A 25,850-nucleotide genomic window follows, 5' to 3' on the forward strand; every position below is an offset into this window, starting at 1 on the left:
AAAAAGTTACTAGTAGCCGATCGCTGTTCGTTGAAGGGTATTACAGTTAATGTTTCTAAATCGAGATAGACTTATATGGATAATAGTAGCCGAACTGTGTTGACTAACTGATGCGCAGACTGCGATCGCTTTACCCTCTCAAATCCCTGGGATTAGAATTTTGGTTGCCGCTACCGATTTTGGCGATCGCTTTTTGGAGCGGTGGAGCAGCAATCGCCGATAAAATTTTACAACGCTCTTATTACGTCACAACTCCGATCCAAGCTAGCGCTCAAGTACAAGAGCAATCGACTAAAGTTATCCTCTCAATTGGTGTTGAGATTAAGTATCATCAGGGCTTTTCTAAAGTCAAAGTGAAAACTGCTAATTCTGCCTTGAAAAAATTAGAGTTTGAGTTTCCTTTTACAGAAGTTAGCCAAATTGAAGTCGCATTGTCGCGCGAACTAGGTTTATCTTTAGAGCAAATTCAAAAGACAGTTCACTATCAAGTTGATTTTAGATGAATCGTTAATAAATCGGATTGAAGACAGTTTCAAATCATTGATAATGCAGGCGAAAAAGCAGAAAATTAGTTACCTGTTGGTCATGACTCATGACAAGCAAACTTTTCGTACCATCAGATAAGCGAGAACCGAAAGTCATACCTGACGAATTTTCTAAAGTAATCCCTAACTCTTGCAAGTCTGAAACCAGCTTTTTCTTAATTTCTCGAACTCCTTTAATTTTACCTTTAAGTTTCTCGACTTTTGATGTATCGGTTGCGCCGCTTGTCACAACCTGATAAATCTTTCCAGTTTTTGTTTCTGGCTGAAGTTCTAAACTGAGAAAATGAACGCCCTCTACCGATAACAATTCCTCAAGTTCGGCATCAAGAGGATAAGCATATTCCGCTAGCAGCATCGGCGTACCGTAGCCAATTAAGTAATGTAGTAACCGAGCTTTTCCCTGTTTAGAATTAGGCGTATCTCGGTCTTGTACTAGCGTTGACTCAGTAGCAGTGAATAAATTCACTGGTTCGCCACTCGTAGGAACAGTACCAGTCGCGTTAAAAGCTAAAGCTGCAAATGTTATATCGTCTTGAGTAATTTGAGTATTCTGGTTTTGCTCTTTTTCCTGTATGCTTTTAGCAATATATCGTTTAGGAAGAGTAAGACTTTGCAGCATCCGTCCATTTTTCAGATCGAATTCTCGGATAAAAGGAAGCGATCGTTCCCCACTTATCTGAGAACCGGAAATATATACAGTCTGCTGCGGTGTTAAAGCGATTCCCTTAGCAAAAAAGGTTTCTGAGTCATAAAGCTTGCCGTCTTTATCGAGAAGTGAAGTTACAGATTCAAGCTCAATATTTTGAATTTTTATCTCTTCAGGAGCGGTTTTAAAACTCAACTTAAGAGTGACTATTTCATTACCAGAAATAGCATAAAAGCGATCGCGACGTTTATCATAAGTAATTGCCGAAAACCCTGCTGGTGCGTTAGAAATGTTTGTTGGCGGTTGATATTCTCCTAAATATTCCAGCGACAGGTCGAGAAATAATCGATCTTTTGCCGCTAGTGCTGGAGTTGCGAACGAGAGTAGACTCAACAATGCGATCGCGCTAACTAAAATTACTTGCTTAAACAGACGATTAAAGTCACCGCTAAACGGACAAAACCTGCCTACGTAGGTTCTCAAAAATCTCACGAGTTTCAACTCAGCACTAATAAACTTAGCTTGTGTAGATATAAATTCCATTCCTCCAGATTTCCTACTTATCACTCCCTTGTCCCCAACTTACGACTTACGACTTACGACTTACGGCTCCCTCTTTCTCAACGTCCCGTAGCGCTATATACTAATCGCGGCAGAAGATTGAGTTTTGAAATTGAGTTTTGAGCATGACCGCAGCAGCAGATCCAGTAAAAGAGATGAAACAGGAAGTCGGCAAAGCCGCCGCTGCCTTGGTAAAATCTGGTACGATTGTCGGACTTGGCACGGGTTCTACTACAGCCTATGCAATTCAATATATCGGCGATCGCCTCAAATCTGGCGACCTCAAAGATATTGTTGGTATTCCTACTTCATTTCAAGCCGAAGTCCTATCTAAACAATATGGCATTCCTCTCACTACTCTAGACGCTATAGACCATATTGACTTGGCAATTGATGGTGCGGATGAAGTCGATCCGCAGAAAAATTTAATTAAAGGTGGTGGTGCTGCCCATACCCGTGAAAAGGTTGTAGACTACCTAGCACAACAATTTATTGTCGTTGTCGATAGCGGTAAGCTGGTAGACCGATTGGGTTCTGTATTTGCAGTCCCAGTAGAAGTCATCCCAATGGCAATTTCACCCGTCATGCGGGCAATTGAAAAGCTAGGTGGTAAACCGGAACTACGGATGGGCGTAAAAAAAGCCGGACCTGTAATCACCGACCAAGGTAACATGGTGATTGATGTTAGGTTTGATGCGATCGATAACCCCGCCGAATTAGAAAAAACCCTCAACAACATTCCCGGTGTACTGGAAAACGGCATCTTTGTCAACTGTACCGATCTCGTCCTGATTGGCGAAGTGCAAGACGGTCAACCCGTGGTAAGACAAATGTAATTTGTGGGGCGCACAGGTGTGCGCCCGTTAAAGGTAAGACAAATGTAATTTGTGGGGCGCACAGGTGTGCGCCCGTTAAAGTCTATGCAGTACCGACGATTTGGACGCACAGAAATACCCATGCCCGTATTTTCTTGCGGTGGTATGCGCTATCAGTTCAAATGGCAAGATGTCCCTGCTTGGACAATTCCGCAGCACAATCAGCGTAACTTAGAAGCCACAATTCGGAGGGCAATTGAACTAGGCATCAATCACATCGAGACAGCCAGAGGTTACGGCACTTCAGAAGTGCAACTAGGGCGCATTCTACCAAAATGCGATCGCGATCGCTTAATCGTCCAAACGAAAGTTAATCCCAGCCAAAATCCCAACGAGTTTCGCCAGAAATTTGAACAGTCTTTGGGCAATCTTCGCCTAGATTACATCGATTTACTAGGTATCCACGGCATTAACAATGCTGAAACCCTACATCAAACCATTCGTCCTGGTGGATGTTTGGAATTAGCACGGCAGTGGCAAGCTCAAGGTAAGGTAAGATTTATCGGCTTTTCTACCCACGGCGCAACTGAAATTATTACACAGGCGATCGCCACAAACGAATTCGACTACGTTAATCTCCACTGGTACTATATCAACCAAGCCAACTGGGAGGCAGTTGCAGCCGCCAACCGCCACGATATGGGCGTATTTATTATTAGCCCCTCCGACAAGGGTGGAATGCTTTACAAACCACCCCAGAAGCTAGTAGAACTCTGTTCTCCCCTCAGTCCAATGGTGTTCAACGACTTATTTTGTCTGAGTCATTCTCAGGTGCATACTCTCAGTTTAGGGGCTGCCAAACCGCAGGATTTTGACGAACACCTCAAAACTTTAGAATGTCTCGATCGGGCAGATGAGATTTTACCACCGATTTTGGCGCGATTAGAGCAAGCAGCTTGCGACAGTTTAGGGGAAGATTGGGTAAAAACTTGGCAGATAGGTTTACCCAGATATGACGAAACGCCAGGTAACGTCAATATTCCGACAATACTATGGTTGAGAAACTTAGCGATCGCCTACGATTTAACGGAATATGCCAAAATGCGGTACAATCTCCTCGGCAATGGTGGTCATTGGTTTCCTGGCAATCAAGCCAAGCAGATCGAGCGGTTAGATTTGCGAGCGTGCCTTGCTAACAGCCTGCACGCCGATAAAATTCCTGCTATCCTCGCCGAAGCACACAAACTATTAAGCGGTGCAGAAGTCAAGCGGCTATCCCAAGATTAGGAGTTATGAAATTGTAGGGGCGGGTTTCACCCAACAGACTTTAGGACTGACAGATATTTCAGCCAAACCCGCCCGTACTATCCCAAGATTAGGAGTTATGAAATTGTAGAGGCGGGTTTCACCCAGCAGACTTTACGACTTAGAGATATTTCAGCTAAACCAGCCCGTACAAGGGTTAGCGAAATAATATAGGCACAATGACATCAAACCTGAGAATATGAAAACTGTTGCAGCAAAAATTTATTGTTGAGACGTTAAAAACTAAGGTAATCCCAACCACCAATTACCAATTACCAACTACCAATTCCCAGAAAATCGTTGTAACAAATTTGATTAACTCAGTAAAGGTAAGTCCCTATGTCTATCAAGCGTCGTAATTTCTTGTTCTTACTAGGAGCAACGGCTGGTGCTTATGCTGTAGAAACTTATACTTCGCACAATTCAGCTTGGGCGCAAACTCCAAGCGCTAGTGGAGATTTTAAATTACCACCTTTGCCATATGACTATAAGGCATTAGAACCGCACATCGACGCGCAGACAATGCGAATTCACCATGACAGACATCACGCGACATATGTAAAGAATTTAAATGCAGCGATCGCCAAATACCCAAAATTCAAAGGTCAAACTGCCGAACAACTCATCCAAAAACTTGACAGCCTACCACAAGATATTCGCATGACAATCCGCAATAATGGCGGCGGTCATGTCAATCATAGTATGTTTTGGGAAATTATGAGTCCCAAAGGTGGCGGGCAACCAACGGGAGAAATTGCCTCTGTTATCAAGAAAAACTTTGGTAGCTTTGCCAACTTTCAACAGCAATTTAATCAAGCGGGAGAAAAACAGTTTGGTAGCGGTTGGGCTTGGTTGGTTCGCACTCCTGACGGTAAATTTCAAGTTACCAGTAGTGCTAACCAAGATAGCCCCCTAATGGAAGGTAACTATCCAATTATGGGAAATGATGTGTGGGAACATGCCTACTATCTCAAGTATCGCAATCGCCGCGCCGAATATCTCAAGGCTTGGTGGAATGTCGTCAACTGGCAGGAAATCAACCAGCGCTTAGCAATGGCAGCGAAAGCGGCGTAATTGGCAGTAGAAGAGGGAGCAGGGAGCGCTTCGGTGCAGGGAGCAGGGAGACAAGGGGGACAAGGGGGACAAGGGGGACAAGGGAGAAGTTCTCAGCCACTCGCCACCAGACACTAGCCACTAACCACTCCCAACTCCCGATTCTGACGCGGAACCCTAAAAATAGTTTTACGTCATTGAGGGGTGGTAAGATGAACGCAGAAATTTGCTGTTGATGCAAATATATAACTCAGTGCGATGTAGATATCTATCGTACTCGCGATCGCCAACTACTCATCTAAGATGTCTAGCTTAGGATTCGTACTAAAATGACATTGCTCGATAGCGATCTCCATCGTTCTCCATCTGCGATCGTGCTAATTCCAGTGTTTAATGATTGGGAGGCACTGGAAAGGTTACTCTGGAGTTTAGATGAAACTTTTCTAGACCGAGATATCCGCGCAGATATCTTGATTGTAGACGATGCTTCGATCGCTCCAGCCCCTACGGAACTGAAATTTTTTAGTTTTAAAGCCATCGAGAGAGTCAATATTTTAGAACTGAAAAGAAACTTGGGGCATCAACGAGCGATCGCGATTGGTTTAGCTTACATCGCAGCAAACTTAAATTGTAAAGTCGTTGTCGTTATGGATGGAGATGGCGAAGACAATCCGCAAGATGTTCCTAGACTAATTAATTGCTGCCAAGCAGAAAGCAATGCTAAAGTTATTTTCGCTAAAAGAACTAAGCGATCGGAAACATATCTTTTCAAAGCTTTTTATCTAGTTTATAAACTCGTCTACAAACTCTTAACCGGACATCACATTCAAGTAGGAAACTTCAGCGTAATTCCTTATCAACTTTTATCTAGAATTGTGGTCATCTCCGAGATTTGGAATCACTATGCCGCTGGAATTATGCGGGCGAGAATACCATACACTGAAATTGCTACCAAGCGCAGCAACCGTTTGTTCGGACGCTCTAAAATGAACTTTGTTTCCTTGGTAACTCACGGAATCAGTTCGATTTCTGTCTATGCAGATATAGTAGGTACGAGACTGATTATTTCTGTATCTGTAATTGTGTTATTGATTCTAATATCTCTAGGTGGAATTGTATCTATTAAACTCTTCACCAGTTTAGCAATTCCTGGTTGGACATCGATCGCAGTTGGAATTCTTTGCTCGATTCTCATGCAAGCAGTCATGTTGTCGATTGTTTTTGCATTAATGATTTTAAATACTAGGAATAGTTATGGATTTATGCTTGGTCAAGACTATTATTACTTTGTTTCTAAGTTGAAAGAAGTATTTTCTAGAGAAGTTTTGTCTAAATAAGTCGATGCAAGATTACTCCTATATTGGCTCGGAATTAGAATTATTTTCTCAAGCTTATAACTGGAAAAACTATTATGGAAATCTAGTTCAAAAATACTTACAAGGTAAAGTATTGGAAGTAGGTGCAGGGATAGGCGCAACCACTGAATTTCTCTGCAAAGGTCATCAAAAAGAGTGGCTTTGCTTAGAGCCAGACCCAATTCTAACGGAAAAGATCGATTTAAAAATTTCTGTTGGCAGAGTGCCAGCGTGTTGTAAATCGAGAGTGGGAACCTCAGCAGATTTAGCTTCAAACGATCGCTTTGATACCATTATCTACATGGATGTTTTGGAGCATATAAAAGACGATCGCACAGAAGTGAAGACTGTAACGCAGCATTTATTAGCTGGCGGTTACTTAGTTGTACTAGCTCCCGCACATCAGTGGCTATTCACGCCATTCGATCGAGCTATAGGACACTATCGACGCTATAACAAGCAAAGTTTAGCATCCACCATCCCCAGAAGCCTTAATTGTATTCAGCTGATTTATCTCGACTCCATCGGATTACTCGCCTCATTAGGCAACCGTTTCGTGTTGAAAAGTAAAACGCCGACAAAACAGCAGATACAACTTTGGGATAAAGTCATGATACCTTTATCTAGAAACATCGATCCAGTTTTGCAATATTCTTTAGGTAAATCTGTTTTAGGAATATGGCAAAAACAGAGCTGATAGACTACGAGTCTGAGGTTACACGTACTAAGCCTATCCGAGACAACTATTCTAGCTTGCGAAGGTAGGCTTTGTCTGTGTAGCTGCTACTTCTAATCGCTGAAAGAATGAATAGCTTCAAAGTAAAAAATAAACCGATGCCAAAGACGATTCGCTCTCCGATCGTCGCAACTCAAATTGTAATTCTTATTTGCCTTTGTCTAGCATTTAGCGTTCTAGTTATTAAAGATTTTTACCACCCGCTAACCGGATTTACTGGTCCAGGACTTCCAGGCTATCCAGATTCAACTGTCAATAAAGAATATGTAGACCTGTGGGAATATACAGGTTTTTATTTTGCCAAAAATTTTGATTTTTTTCCCCTACCTCATCTAAATTTAACTAACAATCAAGCTTTCTATCCTTACGGAACCAATAGCGTGTTTCAGCCTTGGGGAATTGAGAAAGATCTATTTTACGCTGGACTTTATTCTCTATTTCAAACTGGTCCTTGGTTGCAGCTTTATTATTTACTTTCAATCGCAGTTACGGTAGTTTTTACTTTTTTTCTGCTCCGAAAAGACTACGGCTTATATCGCGCTGCTGGTGCTGGTTTTATTGCTGCTTTTTTTAACTTTTACGCGATCGCAAAATATCCTCAGCACGTCGGTTACGCAATCTTACACTGGACAATTCTCAGTTTTTTTGCTGACTTTCTCATCGTCAAACGAGTGGTCATGAGGCAACACGTATCTCTAAGATTGATTCTACTTAGGGTGTGTTTGCTCGTCTTATCTCTCGGTCAAGATTTGGGATATGTTGCTGGTTATGCATTGACATCCTTTACGGTTTCTATACTTTATATTATTGCTCTCAATATTCATAGATATTTAATTAAAAAAGAAGTCAAAATCAAAAAAATCCTGCGACTGCAACTTTTAAGTTACAAAAGAGACTTCTTTACTCATCCCAAAACTAGTTTAATCTTATTAGCTATAATTGCGATCGCCAGTTATATATACCTACCTTTGGTTCTGCAAATTGGCAAAGCGGCTAAAAGTTTAAGCGATACAGGAGATTTTTATGGTGCTTGGTGGACGAATCCAGCGCGACTAATAATACCATTTTTTCCTTTTCTCAACCCAGGACAGAATTATGCCAACTTCTTTTTAGACTCAACAGAAGCTTTTTTTGATGGGAGTCCTGGTTGGTTTTTATTAATAGTAGGAACTGTAGGCTTGTGGCAAGCTAGGAAACACATTGGCATCTTTGTTCCCTTACTAATTATTCTCTTATTCTGCCTGCTCTACCATCCCACTTTTCTACCAACTTTAAAAATCTTTCCTTGGTTTAGCTTCAATCGCGTTAGCGGACGTAGCACGCTAGTTTATGCCGTAATTTTTTGCATTTTTGCTTTAGGAATTAATTTAGAACATTGGCGTTCCTTCGGTAAAAAGTTCTTAGCTGTTGTATTAGTTCTACTAGCTTGTACTGAACTTTACACTGCTTATTCGTATAAAGCTTACTACCAACCCGCTTCACTAAATGAAAATTTTTACGCCTATATGAATTATATCAAGGAGCAGCCAGGGGAAGCAGTGTTAGATTTTCCCTTCTGCGTTCATGGTGGTAATGGAATTGGTCCTTGCCCTTATTATGTCCATAACAGCGGTATTTTTACCTTAAGACGATTCCATGAGAAAAAAGTTATGGGACAGTATTTCGGACGCTTACACCCATCTCAAGCAGAACCTTACATTGCAGCAGGCTGGGATAAATTACTCGCACCAGACACGCAAAAGAAAACGTCAATTCCACAAGTAAAATGTTTCCGTTCTGATGAGTGGTCATTTTTTACAGATTTTTATAAACTGAACGATTTTGCTGGAATTAATTTATATACAGATTTACTCACGAAAGACTGTACTCAAGAATTTTACGGTCGTTTTGGCGTGCCAACAATGGTGACAGAAGCACCTACGGGAGGAAGAATAGAATTTATTCCTAAATCTACTAATTGGCAACTTCAAGTTAATTCAGATTTAGGTACTAGCTTAAAATTTCAACCTTTATTAGATAGTTCTGAGACAAATTTACTGCAAAATAGCGCGCCCTATAGTTTGAATTTAACTGGATTGGAGAGAATTACTAAAGATGAACAACAGAATAAGTTTCGCTGGGGATTAGGAGAAAAAACAGAAGTGACTTTCCATTTATCTGTTCCTCAAGATTTAGTGTTGACATATAGTTTTGACAATCCGATTAGCCCTCAAGATATAATTGTAGAGATTGATGGCATACAGATAGAAAGAATTGCTCCGATTAAAGTTGGCGATCGCGTTCAACGTCAACTGAAATTTCAAGGAATTGCCGGACAGAATACTATTACATTTAAGTATCAAAATCGCAGTTCCTTTTTTGATGTCTTGCAATATGCCATGAAGCATGAAAATTTAGAAATTAAACCGCTGCCACTCGAAGCACAGTACGGTAACTGGAAATCGCAGCGATCGATCCGATTTCGGCAGCTTTCAATTCAACCAGTCAAAGAAAATAGGAGTCAAAAGGCATAAAAATTTGCATGAGGTATATGTATTTGTAGGGGCGCACAACTGTGCGCCCCTACTGTATTGTATCTAGATGGAAATCGCTATATTCGCGTGTTTCTATAGTTTCTAACAATTAGGAATTAATTTTGCGCAAATAAATACAATGGCGCATACCGTGGCTTAAAGGAGTGGTAAAGTTTTCAATTTTTTCAATTTTTCCGTTTAATTTTTTTACAGTATATTCTAAAGTTGCTTCTTCTTCTTTTGTCCAATTACCTCGATATAAAATAGCTAATCCCTCCGTTTTGAGAAAAGGTAAAGCGTAATTTGCACAAACATCAGTCGCCGCCACAGCTCTAACTAAAGCTATGTCATAACTGCTATACTGTTGGGGTTGCTTGTTGATATTTTCAGCCCTACCAACTAAAGTTCGAGCATTTTGCAGGCTCATTTCAGTCATTAAAGAATTCAGAAAAGCAACTTTTTTCTGCGTAGAATCGAGTAAAGTCACCTCAGCATCAGGTAAAGCGATCGCTACAGGAATTCCAGGAAAACCAGCCCCCGTACCAATATCGATTATCTTATGTAGGGGCGCACAGCTGTGCGCCCCTACATAATTTGTTGGCAATAAAGATACAATCCCCCGCAAAGAGTCCCATAGATGCTTTTCCCAAAACTCTTCTGGTGCAGTAATGCGAGTCAAATTTAATTTTTGATTACCAATAACGATTGCTTCATAAAGCTGCTGAAATTGCACTTGTTGTGCGATACTAGGCTGCCAATTTAAAGTTTGCTGCCAAATCTCATGCATTTCCGGCAACACAGAGGGATGAGACTCTTCCATAAAAGATTTAAATTATCACTGCTGATTCCAACTTCTGTACGGGCGGGTTTAGCAAATGAATTGACAACCTTATCTGTAAATCTTCGGTCAAAACCCGCCCCTACCTATACTTACGCTTATACTACTTGATGCGGTTCGATCGCCAACGGTGCTGTAGGATAAATTTCACCGTGCTGAATCGACCAACAGCGATCGGCGATCGCTAATAAATCTCCTGCATCGTGAGTTACAACTAACAGCGTCCGTTGTTGCTTAAGTTGGGATAATAAATGAACTAGCTGCCTGCGCATCGACCAATCTAAACCAGCCGTAGGCTCGTCTAATAAAAGCAGTGCGGGTTTGCGAATCAACTGAACCGACATAGCCAAGCGGCGTTGCTGTCCACCGCTGAGAACTTGTGGTGGTGTGTGTAGGGGCAAATTCTCCAAACCGACATCTGATAAAGCTTGTTTGACTCGTTCCGAACCTAATTCGGGATGTCCCAAGCGTAATTCTTCTAAAATTGTACCACCGCAGAAATGACGCTCTGGAAACTGAAATACCAATCCTGCTAACTCTTGTAAATTTTCTGGTTGTAATTCTTGCGTTCCCCAACTTACGTTACCTGCAGTTGGCGATACCAACCCCGATAAGATTTCTAATAACGTACTCTTGCCAGAACCACTAGGACCAATAATCAATCCCAACTGCTGGGGTGCTAACTCTAGGTCGATCGATTTTAAAATAGCTGTTGAACTAGCTGGGGGGTGATAAGTCAGATTTTTCAGATAAAGCATCAGTTAAATATACCAACAAACATTAACGGACATTCGGCAGCGCTAAATATACCAAGTATAATTCTGCCTAGATTCTGGCAAACAGACGTTAATACCGAGCGATAGCTGCAACTTCCCTACCGGGGATTCGTCTATTTCAGTTATCAGTTATCAGTTATCAGTAGAAAGCGACTTGTGACTTCTCCCTTGTCCTCCTTGTCCTCCTTGTCCTCCTTGTTCTCCTTGTCTCAGCCCCTAACTCCTATGATCAGGCAAATCTTTAGTGCGATCGCACTTTCAACTACACTCACTCTTTACCTCATTTCTCCGACTCTGGCTCAAGATCCCTTTCGTGCTACGAATCAAAGACCGATTGGCGAAAAAACTGAAGCCGCTTTTAGAGCCATGTTCGAGCAGGGAGATTACATTTCAGCAGATCGCTATCTCAAGGCAATTTCAGGTAACGAGCAGCAAGAGCCTTTAGCTTATGCCATGAAAGCTTCCCTTGCTTACGTCCTCAACGAGGACTACAATTCTTTAGGCAACTATGGCAAAAAGACATTAGACACGGCTCGCCAACTAACACCAACAGACCCGTTGCGAGGTAACTTATACTCAGCAGTCGGTCATTTTTTATTGGGTGCATCTGCTTTGTTTCGAGAAGGGACAGTGAAGGGAACGCCGCAGGCTTTGGCAGAATTAAGGCAAGTCTACGAGTACATGGACAAAGCTGAAGCGATCTCCTCTACAGACCCCGAATTAAACTTGCTGCGGGGATACATGGACTTAATGGTATCTGTCAATCTGCCCTTTTCCAACCCAGAACAAGCAATTGGGCGCTTGCAAAGGTTTGCCGGACCTAAGTATTTATCCGAAAGGGGTGTAGCGGTTGGCTATCGAGATTTGAAAAAATTTCCCCAAGCCATAGAAGCTGTAGATAGAGCGATGAAAGCGAGTAATAGCAACCCAGAGTTGTATTATCTTAAAGGACAAATTCTCTCGACTTATGGCAATCAGCAAAAAAGTGCAGCCATGTTACAGGAATCGGTGAAGAATTTCGATTTAGCGATCGCCAAAAAAGACCAACTCCCACCCGACTTAGTAAAACAAATCGAGCGAGAGAGACGCAAGGCAGCTCAACGGCTAAGTGTAGTAGCGCAGCAAAAATAAATAATGGTAGTTGGTAGTTGTTGGCTATTGTCTTTTCACTTACGACTTACGACTTACGACTTTCCGATTACCCATTACCCATTACCCAATCAAAATGCAAGTTCAATTTCGCGAATTTAACCCCTTTGATGTCTGGTTTTGGATCGAGTTTAGTAATGTACCTGCCCCGATGGAAAAGCAGTATGTTGAGGAAGTGTTTCAGTCCTGGTTTTATCTAGGAAAATTAGGTGGGTTCAATGCCGAAAATTTGCAAGTTCAAGAAGAAGGATTAGATCTCAGCTACATGGAATATGACACGCAGCAGGCTGATGATAGCATGATGGCGCTGATGCACAACATGGGTGAATTTGAGTATCAAGGAACTTGGGCGCGCTGCTGGTTCGATCTAGGTACGAGCGACGCAATCGCGATCGATATTCTCATTAATTCTCTCCGGCAATTGAGTCAAGAATACGTTAGTATCGAACGGCTATATATTGGTGGTGAAAATGACGATTGGACTGTAGAAGATAATGACGAAGATCGTTCTAGATTTATTTACGATGGGAATTAAAAGTTCATATGCATAAACCAGGAGAAATCCGAGTTTTAGCTTTGGGAATTGTCCGTCAGGGCGATCGCGTTTTTATTTCTGAAGGTTACGATCCGGTAAAACAACAAACTTTTTATCGCGCTTTGGGCGGTGGCGTAGAGTTTGGAGAGACAAGTCTTGAAGCTCTACAACGAGAATTTCAAGAGGAACTTCAAGCAGAAATTAAAAATATAAAATACCTCGATTGTCAAGAAAATTTATTTATCTTTAACGGACAACCAGGTCATGAAATTTTATTTGTTTATGAATGCGATTTCGTCGATCCAAAGTTTTATCAAATTGAAGAAATAACCTTTATGGAGAAAAAGCGCAAAAAACGTGCTCTTTGGGTAGAATGCGATCGGGTTAAATCGGGAGAATTAAGACTTGTGCCAGAACAATTTTTTAAGTATCTGTCATAAAGTTTGACATAAAAAATAAAACCCGCCTTAGCAGGTTTTATCTATAATAATACGCTTGCAAATAACGCCGAAATGAAGACTTAATTAGCGAAACATACTGCTAACAGAACTATCTTCGTGAATCCGCCAGATAGTTTCTCCTAACAAATTAGCTACGCAAAGCACAGTTAATTGTTGAAAACGCGCTTCTTGAGGAATGGGAATCGTATTCGTGACGATCACCTCTTCAAACAATCCGCTAGACAACCGCTCAACTGCCGGAGGTGAAAATACTGCATGGGTAGCACAAGCATACACCTGACGCGCCCCTTCTTGACGCAGTAACCGCGCTCCTTCCGAGATCGTCCCGCCAGTATCGATCATGTCATCGACTAGCACGGCTGTCTTACCAGCCACATCGCCAATCACATTCAATACCTCAGCGACATTATGAGCCTGACGGCGTTTGTCAATAATTGCCAGTGGTGCATCGTCGAGTTTTTTGGCAAATGCCCGCGCCCTTGCCACACCCCCAACATCTGGGGAAACAACTACGATATCAGTGAGTTGCTTACTTGCTAAATAATCAATAATGACTGGAGAGCCATAAACGTGATCGAAGGGAATATCAAAATATCCTTGGATCTGTGCTGAATGTAAATCCATTGCCAGAACTCGGCTGGCTCCTGATTCAGCGATTAAGTTAGCTACTAACTTCGCCGTAATTGATTCCCGCCCTGCCGTTTTGCGGTCTGCCCTGGCATAGCCATAATAAGGCAGTACCGCTGTAATTTGCCTTGCCGATGCTCGCCGACAGGCATCAATCATGATTGCTAATTCCATGAAGTGATCGTTGACGGGATTGCACGTTGGTTGCAATAAATAAACATCGCAACCGCGAATCGATTCTTGAATTTGAATATACAATTCGCCGTCAGCAAATCGCTTGCGAATCATCGGACCCAAATCCATGCCCAGGTAACGAGCAACTTCCTGGGCTAAAGGTACGTTGGCAGAGCCAGAAAATAATCTCAGTCGGTTGTTATCTGCAACTGCGATCGGAGCAGGTTGCAATTTCAAAGTTGCCGATCGTAGCACGGTAATCCTCGAAGCGCGATCGCTTCCATCTTATCATTTGAGAATCGGGTGTTTCCTAGAAAAATTTTTGGAAATTCAATTATTAAGCATATATGAAATTAGGTAAAAATTTAACAATTTTTTAGTCAGATTTAGTGAAATCTTGGAAAGACTGCGATCGCTGTTATGGCGATCGGATAAACTTACCGCTAAACCTTAAGTAGAACTACTTAGATTCTCTGCACGTAGCTCTGCCAAGCGGAGAAACCTATTTATATGTGCTATGCGTCAATGTGTTATGTGTCAAAAATCAGATGGTAATAGCTATAACAGGAGAGAGGTCGGCAATCCTTCAACGTGGAAGCAGCAGATATAGTTAATGAAATGGCAAAATCGATGCAGAAAACCTTCGCTTGCTAACCCAAAATCAAATTCCTGCCTTTAGACATCCTGCTTGAGACTATGAATCAATCTCCCCTACAACCTCCGCTCCAGCTTAGTACTGTTCTGCAAAATCGCTATCGTGTCGATCGGGTTCTAGGTCAGGGGGGGTTTGGACGAACCTATTTGGCAGAAGATCTCGGGCGGTTTAACGAGTTGTGCGCTTTAAAAGAATTAATTCCAGCGCAGGCGGACAATTATGCCTTAGAAAAGTCCCAGCAACTCTTTCAACGTGAAGCAGCAATTCTCTATCAAATTCAACATCCGCAAGTCCCACAGTTTCGCGCCACTTTTGAAGAAGATCGGCGTTTATTTTTGGTACAGGATTATGTGGCTGGGAAAACCTATAGAACCCTATTGGATCAATATCAGGCTAACGGGCAAACTTTTTCCGAAGCAGAGGTTTTCCATCTACTCAAACAACTACTACCTGTTCTCGCCCACATTCACGCGCGTGGTATTATCCATCGCGATATTTCTCCAGATAATATTATTTTGCGGGAAAGCGATGCTAAACCCGTTTTAATTGATTTTGGTGTCGTTAAAGAATTAGCGACCCGCCTTCAGTCTTCCAATAGTACTCCAGCTCAAGCAACCACAGTAGGAAAACTAGGTTATGCTCCCAGCGAACAAATTCAAACTGGCAGAGCTTATCCCAGCAGCGATCTTTATGCCTTAGCCGTAACCGCAGTCGTACTCCTGACAGGTCGAGAGCCACAGGAATTATTTGACGATCTCACATTAGTCTGGCACTGGCAGCGGTGGGCGACAGTCATGCCTAGATTTGCTCAGATATTAAACCGGATGTTAAGTTACAAGCCAAACGATCGCTACCAAAATGTAGCCGAAGTTGCCAAAGCGCTGCAAGCGATCGAATCCCAAATTGCTCAGTCGCCTGCCGCACCAATTTCAACAGTACAAACTTTGGCTGTTGCTAGCAATCCCGACCTCGTTGCATCCTCTATCAAATCCAATCCAGTTATTACCACCTCTAAAAATCGCTGGAATCAAACTTGGTTAATCGTGCCAATCTTAATGCTCGTCGCTGTTTTAGCTGGAATTGGCGGTTGGGCGATTATGTCTGCTATGCTCGGTCGCAATCCTGAGCGATCGCAACCCCCCACACCGCAGAATTTTCCTTCACCAGTCGTTCCCAGCGCCCAACAGACACCCACACCCGATTCTCCCACTCCCTTTGCTACGCCAACACCCACACTCGACCAATCGCCAGTCGTATACAGTCAGGCGCTCAATTTAGTCCCAGGTAGCAGCAGCGACGTTACAGGTAGCCTGAGAACTAATGTTACGGTTAACTACACGTTTGTTGCCGAACGAGGGCAACAACTGAGTGCGGCATTGGCACAAGAAGGGGTATTACTTACAGTATTAGGACCAGATAAACAAGCGATCGCCGATGCCAGCCAGGTGACGAGCTATCAAGGTACGCTACCATCAACCGGAATTTATACGGTTCAACTGACTCCCGCGCCTGGTGTTGATGAAAGTCAATACCAACTGAATTTAAGTTTGGCAAGTGCAGCTACACCCACACCCACACCATCACTACCTGCCTCATCTCCGACTAGTCCCGGGGTAGAAGTTCCTACGGCTGAAACAGAAACGATTAACTTTGCCGAGGGACAGAGTAGAACGCAGGTGTCAGGTCGTACCAGCAGGCAGCAAATTCAGCGCTATCTGGTCAATTTGGAGGAAGGACAGCAGTTATCGGTCATTGTGACGAAAGGAGCAGTAACCTTAGACGTGCGCGATCCCGATGGCAATGTATTAAAGGGAAAAAATGAATTTCACTGGCAAGGACGAGTACAGCGTAGCGGACAATATCAGATAGATGTCGTGCCACTGGCTAATAACGAGGTTGAGTTTGGGGCGAATGTGGGGGTGTATAAGTAGGGAGCAAGGAGTCGTAGGGGCGGGTTTAGCAGATGACTTGCGGCTGACATCAATAAATCTTTGCTCAAAATCCGCCCGTACAGGGGTGTCGGGAGTAGAATCGATCTAAAATCTCAAATCTAAAATGATAATTCTGATCGCGGGGACTGATACGGAAGTTGGCAAAACAGTTCTGACTACGGCTTTGACCGCCTACGGGCAGAAATATCAACCTCAGCGTGCTGTGGGTATGATGAAGTTGATCCAAGCAGGAGTGGGCGATCGCGAGTTGTATACTAGTCTATTCTCCCTCGACCAATCACCCCAAGAAATTGCCCCGCTTTATTTTGACGCACCCCTCGCCCCACCTGTAGCCGCTGCGAAAGAAGGGAGAGATATCGATTTAGGTGTTGTTTGGCAAGCTTTACAAAGTCTGCAAGCAAGAAAGGATTGGGTGATTGTCGAGGCGTTAGGCGGTTTAGGTACGCCTGTAACCCAGGAGTTAACCGTTGCCGATTTAGCTGCTTCCTGGCGCTTGCCAACGGTGCTGGTGGTTCCGGTAAAATTGGGGGCGATCGCTCAATCGGTAGCAAATGTCGCCCTAGCAAAGTTATCTCGGATCGATTTGCGCGGCATCGTGCTTAATTGTACCCAGCCGCGTTCTGAGACAGAAATTGCTGAATTGACACCAACTGATTTAATTCAATCTCTGACAAATATTCCTATATTGGGTTGTTTACCTTATTTAGAAGAGCCGAAAGATTTAGATAAATTAGCTCATATAGCTTCGGATTTGGATTTAGAAAGGTTGATGCCTGTGGTAATGGGTAATTGGTAGTTGGCAATTCGGATTTTACTGCTCAAATCTAGGTAAGAAGTATGAGTGCAGCCATGAATCAAAAGATTCAGAAAGACTTTGACCGAATTGCGTTGCTTGAGCAGCCAATGTGGCATCACAATAGCCACTTAAACTGGATATTTCATGCCTTCAAAAACAGAAACAATAAACCAACAATAGAAGCTAGAACAGCCTGGAAAGAACATCTTCGTACAGATAAATATTTGACGCGATCGCAAGTACAATATATTTATAAAAATTCGCTAACGGGAGCAAATGTTAAAGTACACTTATTCTGGCGTTATTCAATAGTTTGGGGAAAATTATAGCAGCAGGGAAACACTAAACAGATGACAGCAAAACAGTTTAAAATCGTCATTGAAAAACATTCTGACGGATATGTTGCCTATCCTATCGGGATTGTAGGTGCAATTGTTGGACAAGGAGAGACTTATGAGGAAGCTTTAGCAGATGTGAAGTCAGCTATTACTTGTTATATTGAAATTTTTGGCGAGACAATGCTAGACGATGCTCCTGTAGAAATTTTTGTTACTGAGGCAGAGGTTGCTGTTTAATGGCAAAATTCCCAGTAGATGCTTCTAAAAGACGAGTAATTAGAGCTTTTGAATTACTGGGTTTTTGTATAGTTCGCGAACGAGAACATATTGTCATGACGAGAAATAATTCAGATGGAACTCAAACGCCACTTGTGATGCCAAACCAACCACAAATTAAAAGCGGTACTTTGAGAGCTATCTGTACTCAAATCGGTATTTCCCGCGAAGAGTTTTTGAGGGCATACAATCAAAGCTAGGATAGCGTTTGTTCTATTTTGCTCAAGGTAATTAACAAAGCGATCGCGTTCAAAATGCTGCAACAGAAACTGATAACTGAATAACTGTCAACTGTCAACTGATAACTGTCAAATGTGGCTCAACCCCTATATGCACGAACGCTCCCAGTGCTAAGCTAACCAGAGAAGCGATCGCAATCAACCAGAAACTCTGACGACTGCTCCAGCGCGTGGCTTGAACGTCTAACCTAACTAGCATACTCGCAGACAAGACGACGAGGATATGAACGAAAATATGCAGCCAGGTAATGATGACAACGCTAAAAAAAGCGATCGTTACAGCAACTAAAAAAGCCTTGCTATCAGATTTAAAACAACTCGCAAAACCGTCTCTGACTTTCGACCACGGAGAGGACACGGCAACAGCCAGTAGCACAGTTGCTACAGCAGCGAGTATCCATAATACCCAGTGACTTTCAAGCGCGGATAGCTGCCAACCGATAATACCATAAGTGGCTAGCAGCAAAGCTAGAGAAATCCAGGGAAACTTTTTAATTGCGATCGCATTACGTCTCATTTTAGGGAAAATTACTCAGATATATATTCTCTCACCTAGTTTCCTGCTATGGGCGATCGATCTTTACTGGTATTGTGATGCAAGCGAGCAAATTTTTGGTATGATTTACAAAAATTAATAAGATTTGATTGACAAATAGCAAAGATTACAGTGCAAGAACAAAATCTGGTGTTTCTACATCATCACCTGGCAGTGGCAAAACCACTCACGCCTATATAGAAGCCTAGTCCAGAACTGTAGCCCAAAAGTACAGTTAGAGCTATGGGCAACAGTACCTACGATTGCTCCCGATTATGACTGACCAAATTGTGACTTGCCAAATTGTGACTTGCCGAACTGTGTCAGAAAAACCTCTCCCAGCGTCCCGTTGAATTAAGGAATTCTCATGAACCAACTTGTTAGAGCTGAACGCATCTGCTTAATTGGTCATATTGCATCAAAAGCCTTTGGACTAGCAGGATTATTGCTAGTCGTGCCTCATGCTGAAGCAATTTTAAGCGCGATCGCTGCTTCAGGACAAAACGTTTTCCAGTGGAGCGTAGAGCGATCGATGGCAGGGGGTGGAGTGATCGATATCCTGTTTGGATTAATTGCCGTCTCCATTTATGCCTATCGAACGCTAGGAATAAAACTGTGGTTGACGTTTATGCTGCCAGCAGTGTGTATTTCTTTAAGCAGTGAATTACTGGGAACGGGTACGGGCTTTCCCTTTGGAGACTACAGCTACTTGAGTGGCTTGGGTTATAAAATTGCTGGGTTAGTGCCATTTACCATTCCCTTATCTTGGTTCTATATGGGGCTTTCGGCTTACCTGATCGCCCGGGTAGCCCTACAAACAGTAAAACCGATGTGGTTGCGTCATGTGGGAGCTGTGCTGTTAGGCGCGATGCTATTTACCTCATGGGATTTTGCCCTCGAACCAGCCATGAGTCAGACGAGCTTCCCTTTCTGGTATTGGCATCAACCAGGGGCTTTCTTTGGCACGCCGTATCAAAATTATGCTGGTTGGTTCGGTACGAGCGCCCTATTTATGGCAGTCGCTGCCTTTCTGTGGGGCAAAGTGTCGCTGCAACTCAAGCGATCGCAATTGAACATTCCTTTGGTGGTATACCTTAGTAATGTTGCCTTCGCAGCAGGGATTAGCTTAGCAGGGGGATACTGGCTACCTGTGTCCTTAAGCATCGTTTTTGGAGTCATACCCGCCCTACTACTATGGTGGATGGCGCAACCAAATGTGACAAAACCTGCAATGGAAGAGACCCACGGTATGAGTGTCGCTCCTATAGAAGTGGCACTGAAGTAGAAACAACTGGCTACTAGCTAAATATTTATCGTGAATAGCTATTCGCTGGACAATCTGGAGAGCAATTTATCCTGTGGCTGACTGGTCGAACTTAATCAACGGAATATTTCTCGGTCTGTTGCTGCTGCAAGTGCCAGCAGCGGCAATTTTACTATCACGCCTGCTGAGAGGTCCCAGTCGCCATCCTCCCCTGATCCCCCGCACTCCTACACCAGATATGCTAGGTAGCGTTAGTGTCGTCGTACCAACGCTAAATGAAGCGGAACGGATTAATCCCTGTTTGGCAGGATTGAGTCGGCAAAGTTACGAAGTCCGAGAAATTGCGATCGTCGATAGTAACTCTCAGGATGGGACGAGGGAATTAGTTAAAGCCGCCCAACAGCAAGACCCTCGATTTCAGCTGATGACCGATGACCCCCTCCCTCCAAACTGGGTGGGTAGACCTTGGGCGTTACACAACGGTTTTTTGCAGACTTCAGAACAGAGCAAGTGGTTTTTGGGCGTAGATGCAGATACTCAACCGCAACCAGGTTTAGTTGCGAGTTTAGTCCAAACAGCGGAAACTGAGGGGTACGATCTGGTGTCACTCTCGCCTCAGTTCATTCTGAAGTATCCCGGCGAAAGTTGGTTGCAACCAGCATTGTTAATGACGCTGTTATATCGCTTCGATTCTGCTGGTGTGGATGCTCAGGTAGCAGAACGAGTGATGGCGAACGGGCAATGTTTTTTATGTCGTCGTTCTGTGCTGGCAACTGTAGGCGGCTATACGAGTGCGAGAAATTCATTTTGCGATGATGTCACCTTAGCCAGAAATATTGCTGCTAGCGGCTTCAAGGTAGGGTTTCTCGATGGAGCCAAGGTATTCAAAGTCCGCATGTATGAGGGAGCTAGGGAGACTTGGCAAGAGTGGGGGCGATCGCTCGATCTTAAAGATGCTTCCCCCGCCGCTCAACTCTGGTGCGATCTGTGGCTGCTGTTTTCAGTGCAAGCCCTGCCTTTGCTAGTTCTACCGATCTATTTTCTACTCCCGATTCCCGACTCCCTAGTACGGGCGCACAGCTGTGCGCCCCTACCGACTCCCTCTCTCTTATTGGGATTAAATGCTTTCCTACTGGCGATCCGCTTCGCCCTCTTATTTGCGATCGCCCCTTCCTACGATCGCAGCCAAGCTAAGGGAGGTTGGTTATTTTGGCTGTCTCCCTTAGCCGATCCGCTAGCGGTGTTGAGAATTTTCCTCTCGGCGTTTCGCACTCCTACTCAGTGGCGTGGTCGGAGTTATCATCAGGATTAATTGCATCGACGCGTTCTAATTCCCAAAGAATTTGGTTGCCTTCTCGTCGTACGCGAGAGACAATCCAGTTGCGCCAACGCCATTCTTCTCCTCGGCTGGTGACGGCGCTAGCGTGGACATCCATCAAATCTGCTAGTTCGGAACTGGTAATAAGATAGCCTTTAGTGGCAATTTCATCGGCGCTCCGCAGTGTTTCTAATAGATTGCGGAGTTGAGCCACCCTGACTTCGCGGGGTAATTCTTCGTTGCTGATAGATGAAGGAGTAGACGAATCAATCATAGAAGTGTTTGAGGCAAGGTGGCTATTTGTATTTGACTTGTCAATTATCAGCTCGTTGCTGGAAAAATCAGCTACTTCTGATACAGAGGCGAGAAAATTTGGAGCGTCGGTAGCTTTGGAGTTGGAGGCGGGTTGCTGCTGCAAATGAGGTGGTTTCCCACTCGCGAAAGCACGGGCGATCGCGTCACAGCGCTCGTTGCCAATAATACCAGCATGACCGCGAACGTGTCGCCACTCTATAGAGGGATGGTTAAGTCGATCTAGCGTTTCCCACAGGTCTTGATTGAGGACGGGTTTGCCTTGGGCAGTTTTCCAGCCTTTCTTTTTCCATCCTTTAACCCACTTGGTGACACCGTTGATTAAGTATTCGCTATCTGTATGGATAGTAACGGGTAACGATCGGTTGGATTCTGCGATGAGTTGAAGGGCTGCGATCGCCGCTTGCATTTCCATCCGGTTGTTAGTCGTTTGAGCGGCACTACCACCGATTTCGTGCAGCGAACCATCAGTAAAATAGACAACAGCAGCCCAGCCACCGGGACCGGGATTGCCCGTACAGGCTCCATCTGTATAGATGCTTTGGATGTTAGCAGATATCGGCATGGATGAGAGAGCAAACCATGAAAATGCAAAGGAAAGCGACTTATTACGTTAGCACAATAAAATTATCTGTGTAGTAACGCTCGGCGAGTCAAACTAGGCAAGGGTGGGGTAGTTACGATAATTCTATGAGCGTAGAGCAATAGATTTTCTTAATTTCTGTGTGAGGACGATCGCATTTTTTGGAGTTGTTAAATGGGAGAAAAGTCCTCATAAGAGAGAATAAAAAATAACGATTTTTATCCTAAATCAACCGTGTCTTCGCTCATTATTAGAACATTTTTGACTTTATTTGTCGTCATCGACCCCATCGGCTTAGCACCGATTTTCGTCACATTAGCCGGAAGTCGTTCTTCTCACGAGCAAATTAAAATTGCCCGAAAAGCAGTTTTAGTCGCTGGCGGAATTGTCTTAGCTTTTGCTTTAGTAGGTTCTCTATTACTGAGTTACTTACACATCAGTATTGAAGCTTTTCAGGTTGCGGCTGGGGTATTACTATTTAAAATTGCGGTAGACATGGTATTTGCGCAACGGGAACGCGAAACAGAAGCAGAAGAAAAAGAGGCACAGCTCAGACAAGATATCAGCGTTTTTCCCCTAGCAATTCCGCTCATTGCTGGTCCCGGTACTTTGGCTAGCGTACTGATTTTGGTGAATGAGGCTAGCACCTATACTCTCGGTTTAGTTATTGTATTAGCGATCGCCGCAGTTGTACTATTAACTGCCTATATTTTTCTCTGTCTGTCACCCCGCCTAGCACGAATTTTGGGACAAACGGGAGTGAATGTCGTCACGCGGGTTTTGGGAGTTTTACTAGCAGCTTTAGCCGTACAGTATATTGCTAACGGGATTACTGTTTTACTTAAAAGTGCTTTGAATAATTCTTAAATTAGTAAGTATTGAGCAGGGGCGCACGGCTGTGCGCCCCTGCAGTAGTAGGTAGCATCGAATCTATCTTTTGAGTGATGATTTATTAGAGACGATCGCTATCATGTAGACGGAGCAAAATAATGTTACGTTTTGCGATCGGCGATCGCGAGTTTGTATTTTACGCCACCACTTGTTAGCTAGAAATGCGGAGCAGAAGCTATTTATGATACTCGAACAACACATAAAATTAGAAGAGCTGATTTCTAGCTCAGAATCACCAGTTTTAGCTGTATTTTCTGCTCCTGGCTGCGGTCCCTCTCGATTGCTAGATGCTGTTTTAGCAGATGCAATCTCTCATTTGCCGCAAAAGCCACAAATTGTCAGAATTGACAGCGAACAAAATTCAGCTTTGTCCGATCGATATCAAGTTCATGCATTGCCTACGCTATTAATTTTTAAAAACGGGCAGTTAATAGGAAGAATTGAAGAAGAGAGGATAGAAGATTTACTGCCAGCTGCGCACCTACTGCAACGTTTACAGGCAATATTTTGAGTAGAGGCACAAAACATGCCTCTACTCAATACGGTAAGCTTTTAGGAACACTATGCTCCAGTCCAAGTCACTGGAGGTAAAGGTAATTGTTCGTCCATCTGAGCTGACTGAGAAACTTGTTGCATACTTGCCGAGAGCCAAACAAACAACTCTTTAAAGTTTAGCCCTTTAAGTTTGAGGGGATCGCGCACGGAAATTTGACTGAGGCGACTCAGATCCGCCGCTTCTACACCAACAGCAAAGAAGGCTACGTGCTTGTTTGCTTCATCATCTCTAATCCTTTGAGTGGCTTGCTCGATCAATTCCTCGGCTTCTCCTTGAGGTTCGCCATCGGTGATCAAAAATAGCCACGGACGGTAGTAGGAAACTCCATGTTCGCGGTACAATGCTTTGCGAATCTGAAGCATATCCAATCCCCGCAAAATTGCTTCACCCATGTGTGTTAAGCCTTTCGCTTTCAGTACGGGTGGTTGAAAATCGTCAGCCGTGACAAAATCTTGAACAATTTCAACATCGCTATTAAACGTGACGATCGCCACTTCGACTCGCTTTTTTGCTAAGCTATCGCGATCGAGTTCTTGTTGAAAAGTTCGTAAGCCTTCATTTAAAGCATCCAGTGGTTCCCCTTTCATAGAACCAGAAGTATCGAGCAGCAAAATGCACGGACAACGGGGTTCTGGATTTTCGGCAAACTCAACTGCATCTTCTAGAATCGATGGTGTCGTACCATTACCAGCGGATTTGGACAGTAGCGATCGCGGATTCCAAACTTTCATGAAGCACCTCCAACTTTTTTTGCCTACAAAACTACGTTCGGAAGATAATCTGTGTATTATTTCGTGCTACGGTGACACGAACTGAAAAGCGATCGCTTCATACAATTCATACAACAAAAGGGGTTGCTAATGCATTCTGAAAAAACGACCGCCTGATATTGAGTATATTTTATGACTCAATTAAGCTTAATAAATTGCTATTGAAGACTTCAAGCCAAGGAGTAGCGATTTCGGAAACAAAGCTAAATTGATTTTGTTGCTGAAGTATGGGTAAGAAGTAAGATGTATGTTTCCACCATCGTTTCAAAAGAGTCTGTCTTAACTGCTACAAAAGTCTAAAGCCTGCAAACAAAATACTGTGCTTGCAGGCTTGAATCGAGTGAATTCAGTAATTTTTAAGGCTAATGAAGCTGAACACAACTCAATTGCCTTAGATCTAAATGCGTTAGCATTCACGTAGCTTGCTTCTCCGAAGGAGTAGTGTAGCGCAGCGTTTAGCGCAAACGTTGTTATCGCGCTATTTCTCTAGTTCACCCAAAAACCCTTGCCATTTTTGCGCTAATTCTTGCCGCGTGGAAGGTTTGAGCAAGTAGCGGCTGACAAACCAAGCTGAGTAGCCAATCCCAATCAGCTGAAAAGTCGGCTCCAACAGAGGAACATCATTCAACGCATCCATAACAGCTAGTACAACGCGCAGAGAGACAATTGCACCTACAATGAGCAGAATGCTAATAATTGCTTGTCTGTATCTATTAAAGAAATCTTTTAAGATCCCAAACATGTTGGATAAAAATGTCAAGACTTGGGATACGATCCACTCGCCTTTTTTAATAGATTGGGTAGTAGGTGAAAACTGAGATTCTGATGACACAGTGCTTAATGCAGTTGATTCCTCTGGGGAAGTGGGATTTGAATTTTCGATTTGCTGCATTTGGGCTTCCATAGTTAAATTTTGTGAATGTAGCTTGAAAAAATTGCGGCTTTCAGTCGTCAGATACCTTCAATATTATCCCATTCAGTCTAGCAGTCATCTATCGATTGAGTTACGACCAAATACTAACTCGAAAGCAATGCTAGCTCGGCGACAAAATCATTTTGAATTCAAGCGTCATATCTCATTAAAATTTAAGATTCCCTTCCAGAAAACAGGGAACAGGGGGGGGGAAGACGCAAGGTTGCGCTCGGGAGCTGAGGTAGCAAGACAAGTCGCGCATTCGCAATTAATTCCGAATTCCGAATTCCGTCAGCCGAAGGCGAAGCGAAGCGTTATTCCGAATTCTCCTCACGCACCACTAAAAAAATAGCTACCAAATGT

The 25,850-nt window shown here is 43.4% G+C and carries 27 protein-coding genes; 19 read left to right on the top strand and 8 right to left on the bottom strand.

The window, feature by feature from the left end; translation table 11 throughout:
* Positions 1-110: 110 nt before the first annotated feature.
* Positions 111-503 (top strand): hypothetical protein, encoded by a 393-nt coding sequence (locus H6G17_RS00635; protein WP_192153440.1) that lies wholly within the window; start codon positions 111-113, stop codon positions 501-503.
* A gap of 34 nt (positions 504-537) precedes the next feature.
* Here the strand turns inward: H6G17_RS00635 and H6G17_RS00640 are convergent, their stop codons facing one another.
* Entirely contained in the window at positions 538-1,734 is a 1,197-nt protein-coding gene (locus H6G17_RS00640; RefSeq protein ID WP_192153441.1) for an esterase-like activity of phytase family protein, read from the bottom strand.
* Positions 1,735-1,877: 143 nt separating this feature from the next.
* Here H6G17_RS00640 and rpiA point away from each other — a divergent pair, with 143 nt between their 5' ends.
* The 6 genes from rpiA to H6G17_RS00675 all read left to right on the top strand — a co-directional run bounded on the left by rpiA (position 1,878) and on the right by H6G17_RS00675 (position 9,529).
* Positions 1,878-2,588, top strand: coding sequence for a ribose-5-phosphate isomerase RpiA (gene rpiA / locus H6G17_RS00645; RefSeq protein ID WP_192153442.1), 711 nt, complete (start codon positions 1,878-1,880; stop codon positions 2,586-2,588).
* An 84-nt stretch (positions 2,589-2,672) separates the two neighbouring features.
* The gene (locus H6G17_RS00650) at positions 2,673-3,854 is read left to right on the top strand and encodes an aldo/keto reductase (RefSeq protein WP_192153443.1); all 1,182 of its coding nucleotides are present in this window, start codon (positions 2,673-2,675) and stop codon (positions 3,852-3,854) included.
* A gap of 357 nt (positions 3,855-4,211) precedes the next feature.
* A complete protein-coding gene (locus H6G17_RS00660; RefSeq protein ID WP_242038175.1) occupies positions 4,212-4,946 on the top strand; it encodes a superoxide dismutase in 735 nt (244 codons plus the stop codon).
* A gap of 308 nt (positions 4,947-5,254) precedes the next feature.
* Positions 5,255-6,262, top strand: a complete 1,008-nt coding sequence (locus tag H6G17_RS00665) for a glycosyltransferase (protein WP_192153445.1) — start codon at positions 5,255-5,257, stop codon at positions 6,260-6,262.
* 4 nt (positions 6,263-6,266) lie between these two features.
* Positions 6,267-6,977 (top strand): methyltransferase domain-containing protein, encoded by a 711-nt coding sequence (locus tag H6G17_RS00670; protein WP_192153446.1) that lies wholly within the window; start codon positions 6,267-6,269, stop codon positions 6,975-6,977.
* A 137-nt stretch (positions 6,978-7,114) separates the two neighbouring features.
* Positions 7,115-9,529: a hypothetical protein gene (locus tag H6G17_RS00675; RefSeq protein WP_199316282.1), complete on the top strand. Its 2,415-nt coding sequence runs from the start codon at positions 7,115-7,117 to the stop codon at positions 9,527-9,529.
* A 109-nt stretch (positions 9,530-9,638) separates the two neighbouring features.
* Here the strand turns inward: H6G17_RS00675 and rsmG are convergent, their stop codons facing one another.
* Entirely contained in the window at positions 9,639-10,349 is a 711-nt protein-coding gene (rsmG, locus tag H6G17_RS00680) for a 16S rRNA (guanine(527)-N(7))-methyltransferase RsmG (protein ID WP_192153447.1), read from the bottom strand.
* Positions 10,350-10,465: 116 nt separating this feature from the next.
* On the bottom strand, positions 10,466-11,125 hold the full coding sequence (locus H6G17_RS00685) for an ABC transporter ATP-binding protein (RefSeq protein ID WP_192153448.1): 660 nt from the start codon (positions 11,123-11,125) through the stop codon (positions 10,466-10,468).
* 243 nt (positions 11,126-11,368) lie between these two features.
* Here H6G17_RS00685 and H6G17_RS00690 point away from each other — a divergent pair, with 243 nt between their 5' ends.
* The 3 genes from H6G17_RS00690 (at position 11,369) to H6G17_RS00700 (ending at position 13,267) form a co-directional block, all read left to right on the top strand.
* Complete coding sequence (locus tag H6G17_RS00690) at positions 11,369-12,274, top strand: Sll0314/Alr1548 family TPR repeat-containing protein (RefSeq protein ID WP_192153449.1); 906 nt, start codon at positions 11,369-11,371, stop codon at positions 12,272-12,274.
* 94 nt (positions 12,275-12,368) lie between these two features.
* Positions 12,369-12,827, top strand: a complete 459-nt coding sequence (locus H6G17_RS00695; protein ID WP_192153450.1) for a DUF3531 family protein — start codon at positions 12,369-12,371, stop codon at positions 12,825-12,827.
* An 8-nt stretch (positions 12,828-12,835) separates the two neighbouring features.
* On the top strand, positions 12,836-13,267 hold the full coding sequence (locus H6G17_RS00700; RefSeq protein WP_192153451.1) for an NUDIX hydrolase: 432 nt from the start codon (positions 12,836-12,838) through the stop codon (positions 13,265-13,267).
* A gap of 84 nt (positions 13,268-13,351) precedes the next feature.
* Here H6G17_RS00700 and H6G17_RS00705 read toward each other — a convergent pair whose 3' ends face one another.
* The gene (locus tag H6G17_RS00705; protein WP_192153452.1) at positions 13,352-14,344 is read right to left on the bottom strand and encodes a ribose-phosphate pyrophosphokinase; all 993 of its coding nucleotides are present in this window, start codon (positions 14,342-14,344) and stop codon (positions 13,352-13,354) included.
* A 441-nt stretch (positions 14,345-14,785) separates the two neighbouring features.
* Here H6G17_RS00705 and H6G17_RS00710 point away from each other — a divergent pair, with 441 nt between their 5' ends.
* From H6G17_RS00710 to H6G17_RS00730, 5 genes are all read left to right on the top strand, one after another.
* On the top strand, positions 14,786-16,675 hold the full coding sequence (locus H6G17_RS00710; RefSeq protein ID WP_192153453.1) for a serine/threonine-protein kinase: 1,890 nt from the start codon (positions 14,786-14,788) through the stop codon (positions 16,673-16,675).
* A gap of 124 nt (positions 16,676-16,799) precedes the next feature.
* On the top strand, positions 16,800-17,492 hold the full coding sequence (bioD, locus tag H6G17_RS00715) for a dethiobiotin synthase (protein ID WP_192153454.1): 693 nt from the start codon (positions 16,800-16,802) through the stop codon (positions 17,490-17,492).
* Between the two features lie 41 nt (positions 17,493-17,533).
* On the top strand, positions 17,534-17,821 hold the full coding sequence (locus H6G17_RS00720; RefSeq protein WP_192153455.1) for a hypothetical protein: 288 nt from the start codon (positions 17,534-17,536) through the stop codon (positions 17,819-17,821).
* 21 nt (positions 17,822-17,842) lie between these two features.
* A complete protein-coding gene (locus H6G17_RS00725) occupies positions 17,843-18,067 on the top strand; it encodes a hypothetical protein (RefSeq protein ID WP_015152601.1) in 225 nt (74 codons plus the stop codon).
* The gene (locus H6G17_RS00730) at positions 18,067-18,306 is read left to right on the top strand and encodes a type II toxin-antitoxin system HicA family toxin (protein WP_192153456.1); all 240 of its coding nucleotides are present in this window, start codon (positions 18,067-18,069) and stop codon (positions 18,304-18,306) included. The genes H6G17_RS00725 and H6G17_RS00730 overlap by 1 nt, the downstream gene beginning before the upstream one ends.
* 94 nt (positions 18,307-18,400) lie before the next feature.
* On the opposite strand, the gene H6G17_RS00735 is transcribed toward H6G17_RS00730, so the two are convergent.
* Positions 18,401-18,862, bottom strand: a complete 462-nt coding sequence (locus tag H6G17_RS00735; RefSeq protein WP_192153457.1) for a hypothetical protein — start codon at positions 18,860-18,862, stop codon at positions 18,401-18,403.
* 385 nt (positions 18,863-19,247) lie between these two features.
* Here H6G17_RS00735 and cruF point away from each other — a divergent pair, with 385 nt between their 5' ends.
* Entirely contained in the window at positions 19,248-20,165 is a 918-nt protein-coding gene (cruF, locus tag H6G17_RS00740; RefSeq protein ID WP_192153458.1) for a gamma-carotene 1'-hydroxylase CruF, read from the top strand.
* 73 nt (positions 20,166-20,238) lie between these two features.
* Complete coding sequence (gene cruG, locus H6G17_RS00745) at positions 20,239-21,456, top strand: 2'-O-glycosyltransferase CruG (protein WP_192153459.1); 1,218 nt, start codon at positions 20,239-20,241, stop codon at positions 21,454-21,456.
* Here cruG and rnhA read toward each other — a convergent pair.
* Entirely contained in the window at positions 21,419-22,339 is a 921-nt protein-coding gene (gene rnhA / locus H6G17_RS00750) for a ribonuclease HI (RefSeq protein WP_192153460.1), read from the bottom strand. The two genes, cruG and rnhA, sit on opposite strands and share 38 nt — an antisense overlap.
* Positions 22,340-22,591: 252 nt before the next feature.
* On the opposite strand from rnhA, the gene H6G17_RS00755 reads away from it, so the two are divergent.
* Positions 22,592-23,224, top strand: a complete 633-nt coding sequence (locus H6G17_RS00755) for a MarC family protein (protein ID WP_192153461.1) — start codon at positions 22,592-22,594, stop codon at positions 23,222-23,224.
* Between the two features lie 172 nt (positions 23,225-23,396).
* Entirely contained in the window at positions 23,397-23,759 is a 363-nt protein-coding gene (locus H6G17_RS00760) for a thioredoxin domain-containing protein (RefSeq protein ID WP_277875899.1), read from the top strand.
* A 50-nt stretch (positions 23,760-23,809) separates the two neighbouring features.
* Here H6G17_RS00760 and H6G17_RS00765 read toward each other — a convergent pair whose 3' ends face one another.
* Both H6G17_RS00765 and H6G17_RS00770 read right to left on the bottom strand, forming a co-directional pair.
* Positions 23,810-24,535: a VWA domain-containing protein gene (locus H6G17_RS00765; protein WP_199316284.1), complete on the bottom strand. Its 726-nt coding sequence runs from the start codon at positions 24,533-24,535 to the stop codon at positions 23,810-23,812.
* 517 nt (positions 24,536-25,052) lie between these two features.
* Positions 25,053-25,478 (bottom strand): CAAD domain-containing protein, encoded by a 426-nt coding sequence (locus H6G17_RS00770; protein WP_192153463.1) that lies wholly within the window; start codon positions 25,476-25,478, stop codon positions 25,053-25,055.
* Positions 25,479-25,850 lie beyond the last annotated feature (372 nt).

Origin of the sequence: Chroococcidiopsis sp. [FACHB-1243], from assembly GCF_014696895.1 — a bacterium.
Taxonomy (GTDB): Bacteria; Cyanobacteriota; Cyanobacteriia; order Cyanobacteriales; family Chroococcidiopsidaceae; genus Chroococcidiopsis.

What these genes read in the sequence shown, in the direction of transcription:
- cruF (WP_192153458.1), top strand. Translation starts at nt 19,248, where the DNA reads ATGAACCAACTTGTTAGAGCTGAACGCATCTGCTTAATTGGTCATATT.
- H6G17_RS00685 (WP_192153448.1), bottom strand. Translation starts at nt 11,125, where the DNA reads ATGCTTTATCTGAAAAATCTGACTTATCACCCCCCAGCTAGTTCAACA.
- H6G17_RS00690 (WP_192153449.1), top strand. Translation starts at nt 11,369, where the DNA reads ATGATCAGGCAAATCTTTAGTGCGATCGCACTTTCAACTACACTCACT.
- H6G17_RS00730 (WP_192153456.1), top strand. Translation starts at nt 18,067, where the DNA reads ATGGCAAAATTCCCAGTAGATGCTTCTAAAAGACGAGTAATTAGAGCT.
- bioD (WP_192153454.1), top strand. Translation starts at nt 16,800, where the DNA reads ATGATAATTCTGATCGCGGGGACTGATACGGAAGTTGGCAAAACAGTT.
- H6G17_RS00725 (WP_015152601.1), top strand. Translation starts at nt 17,843, where the DNA reads ATGACAGCAAAACAGTTTAAAATCGTCATTGAAAAACATTCTGACGGA.
- H6G17_RS00735 (WP_192153457.1), bottom strand. Translation starts at nt 18,862, where the DNA reads ATGAGACGTAATGCGATCGCAATTAAAAAGTTTCCCTGGATTTCTCTA.
- H6G17_RS00695 (WP_192153450.1), top strand. Translation starts at nt 12,369, where the DNA reads ATGCAAGTTCAATTTCGCGAATTTAACCCCTTTGATGTCTGGTTTTGG.
- H6G17_RS00765 (WP_199316284.1), bottom strand. Translation starts at nt 24,535, where the DNA reads ATGAAAGTTTGGAATCCGCGATCGCTACTGTCCAAATCCGCTGGTAAT.
- H6G17_RS00650 (WP_192153443.1), top strand. Translation starts at nt 2,673, where the DNA reads ATGCAGTACCGACGATTTGGACGCACAGAAATACCCATGCCCGTATTT.
- H6G17_RS00660 (WP_242038175.1), top strand. Translation starts at nt 4,212, where the DNA reads ATGTCTATCAAGCGTCGTAATTTCTTGTTCTTACTAGGAGCAACGGCT.
- H6G17_RS00720 (WP_192153455.1), top strand. Translation starts at nt 17,534, where the DNA reads ATGAGTGCAGCCATGAATCAAAAGATTCAGAAAGACTTTGACCGAATT.
- H6G17_RS00710 (WP_192153453.1), top strand. Translation starts at nt 14,786, where the DNA reads ATGAATCAATCTCCCCTACAACCTCCGCTCCAGCTTAGTACTGTTCTG.
- H6G17_RS00665 (WP_192153445.1), top strand. Translation starts at nt 5,255, where the DNA reads ATGACATTGCTCGATAGCGATCTCCATCGTTCTCCATCTGCGATCGTG.
- rsmG (WP_192153447.1), bottom strand. Translation starts at nt 10,349, where the DNA reads ATGGAAGAGTCTCATCCCTCTGTGTTGCCGGAAATGCATGAGATTTGG.
- H6G17_RS00700 (WP_192153451.1), top strand. Translation starts at nt 12,836, where the DNA reads ATGCATAAACCAGGAGAAATCCGAGTTTTAGCTTTGGGAATTGTCCGT.
- H6G17_RS00675 (WP_199316282.1), top strand. Translation starts at nt 7,115, where the DNA reads ATGCCAAAGACGATTCGCTCTCCGATCGTCGCAACTCAAATTGTAATT.
- H6G17_RS00635 (WP_192153440.1), top strand. Translation starts at nt 111, where the DNA reads ATGCGCAGACTGCGATCGCTTTACCCTCTCAAATCCCTGGGATTAGAA.
- H6G17_RS00770 (WP_192153463.1), bottom strand. Translation starts at nt 25,478, where the DNA reads ATGGAAGCCCAAATGCAGCAAATCGAAAATTCAAATCCCACTTCCCCA.
- H6G17_RS00640 (WP_192153441.1), bottom strand. Translation starts at nt 1,734, where the DNA reads ATGGAATTTATATCTACACAAGCTAAGTTTATTAGTGCTGAGTTGAAA.
- H6G17_RS00670 (WP_192153446.1), top strand. Translation starts at nt 6,267, where the DNA reads ATGCAAGATTACTCCTATATTGGCTCGGAATTAGAATTATTTTCTCAA.
- rnhA (WP_192153460.1), bottom strand. Translation starts at nt 22,339, where the DNA reads ATGCCGATATCTGCTAACATCCAAAGCATCTATACAGATGGAGCCTGT.
- rpiA (WP_192153442.1), top strand. Translation starts at nt 1,878, where the DNA reads ATGACCGCAGCAGCAGATCCAGTAAAAGAGATGAAACAGGAAGTCGGC.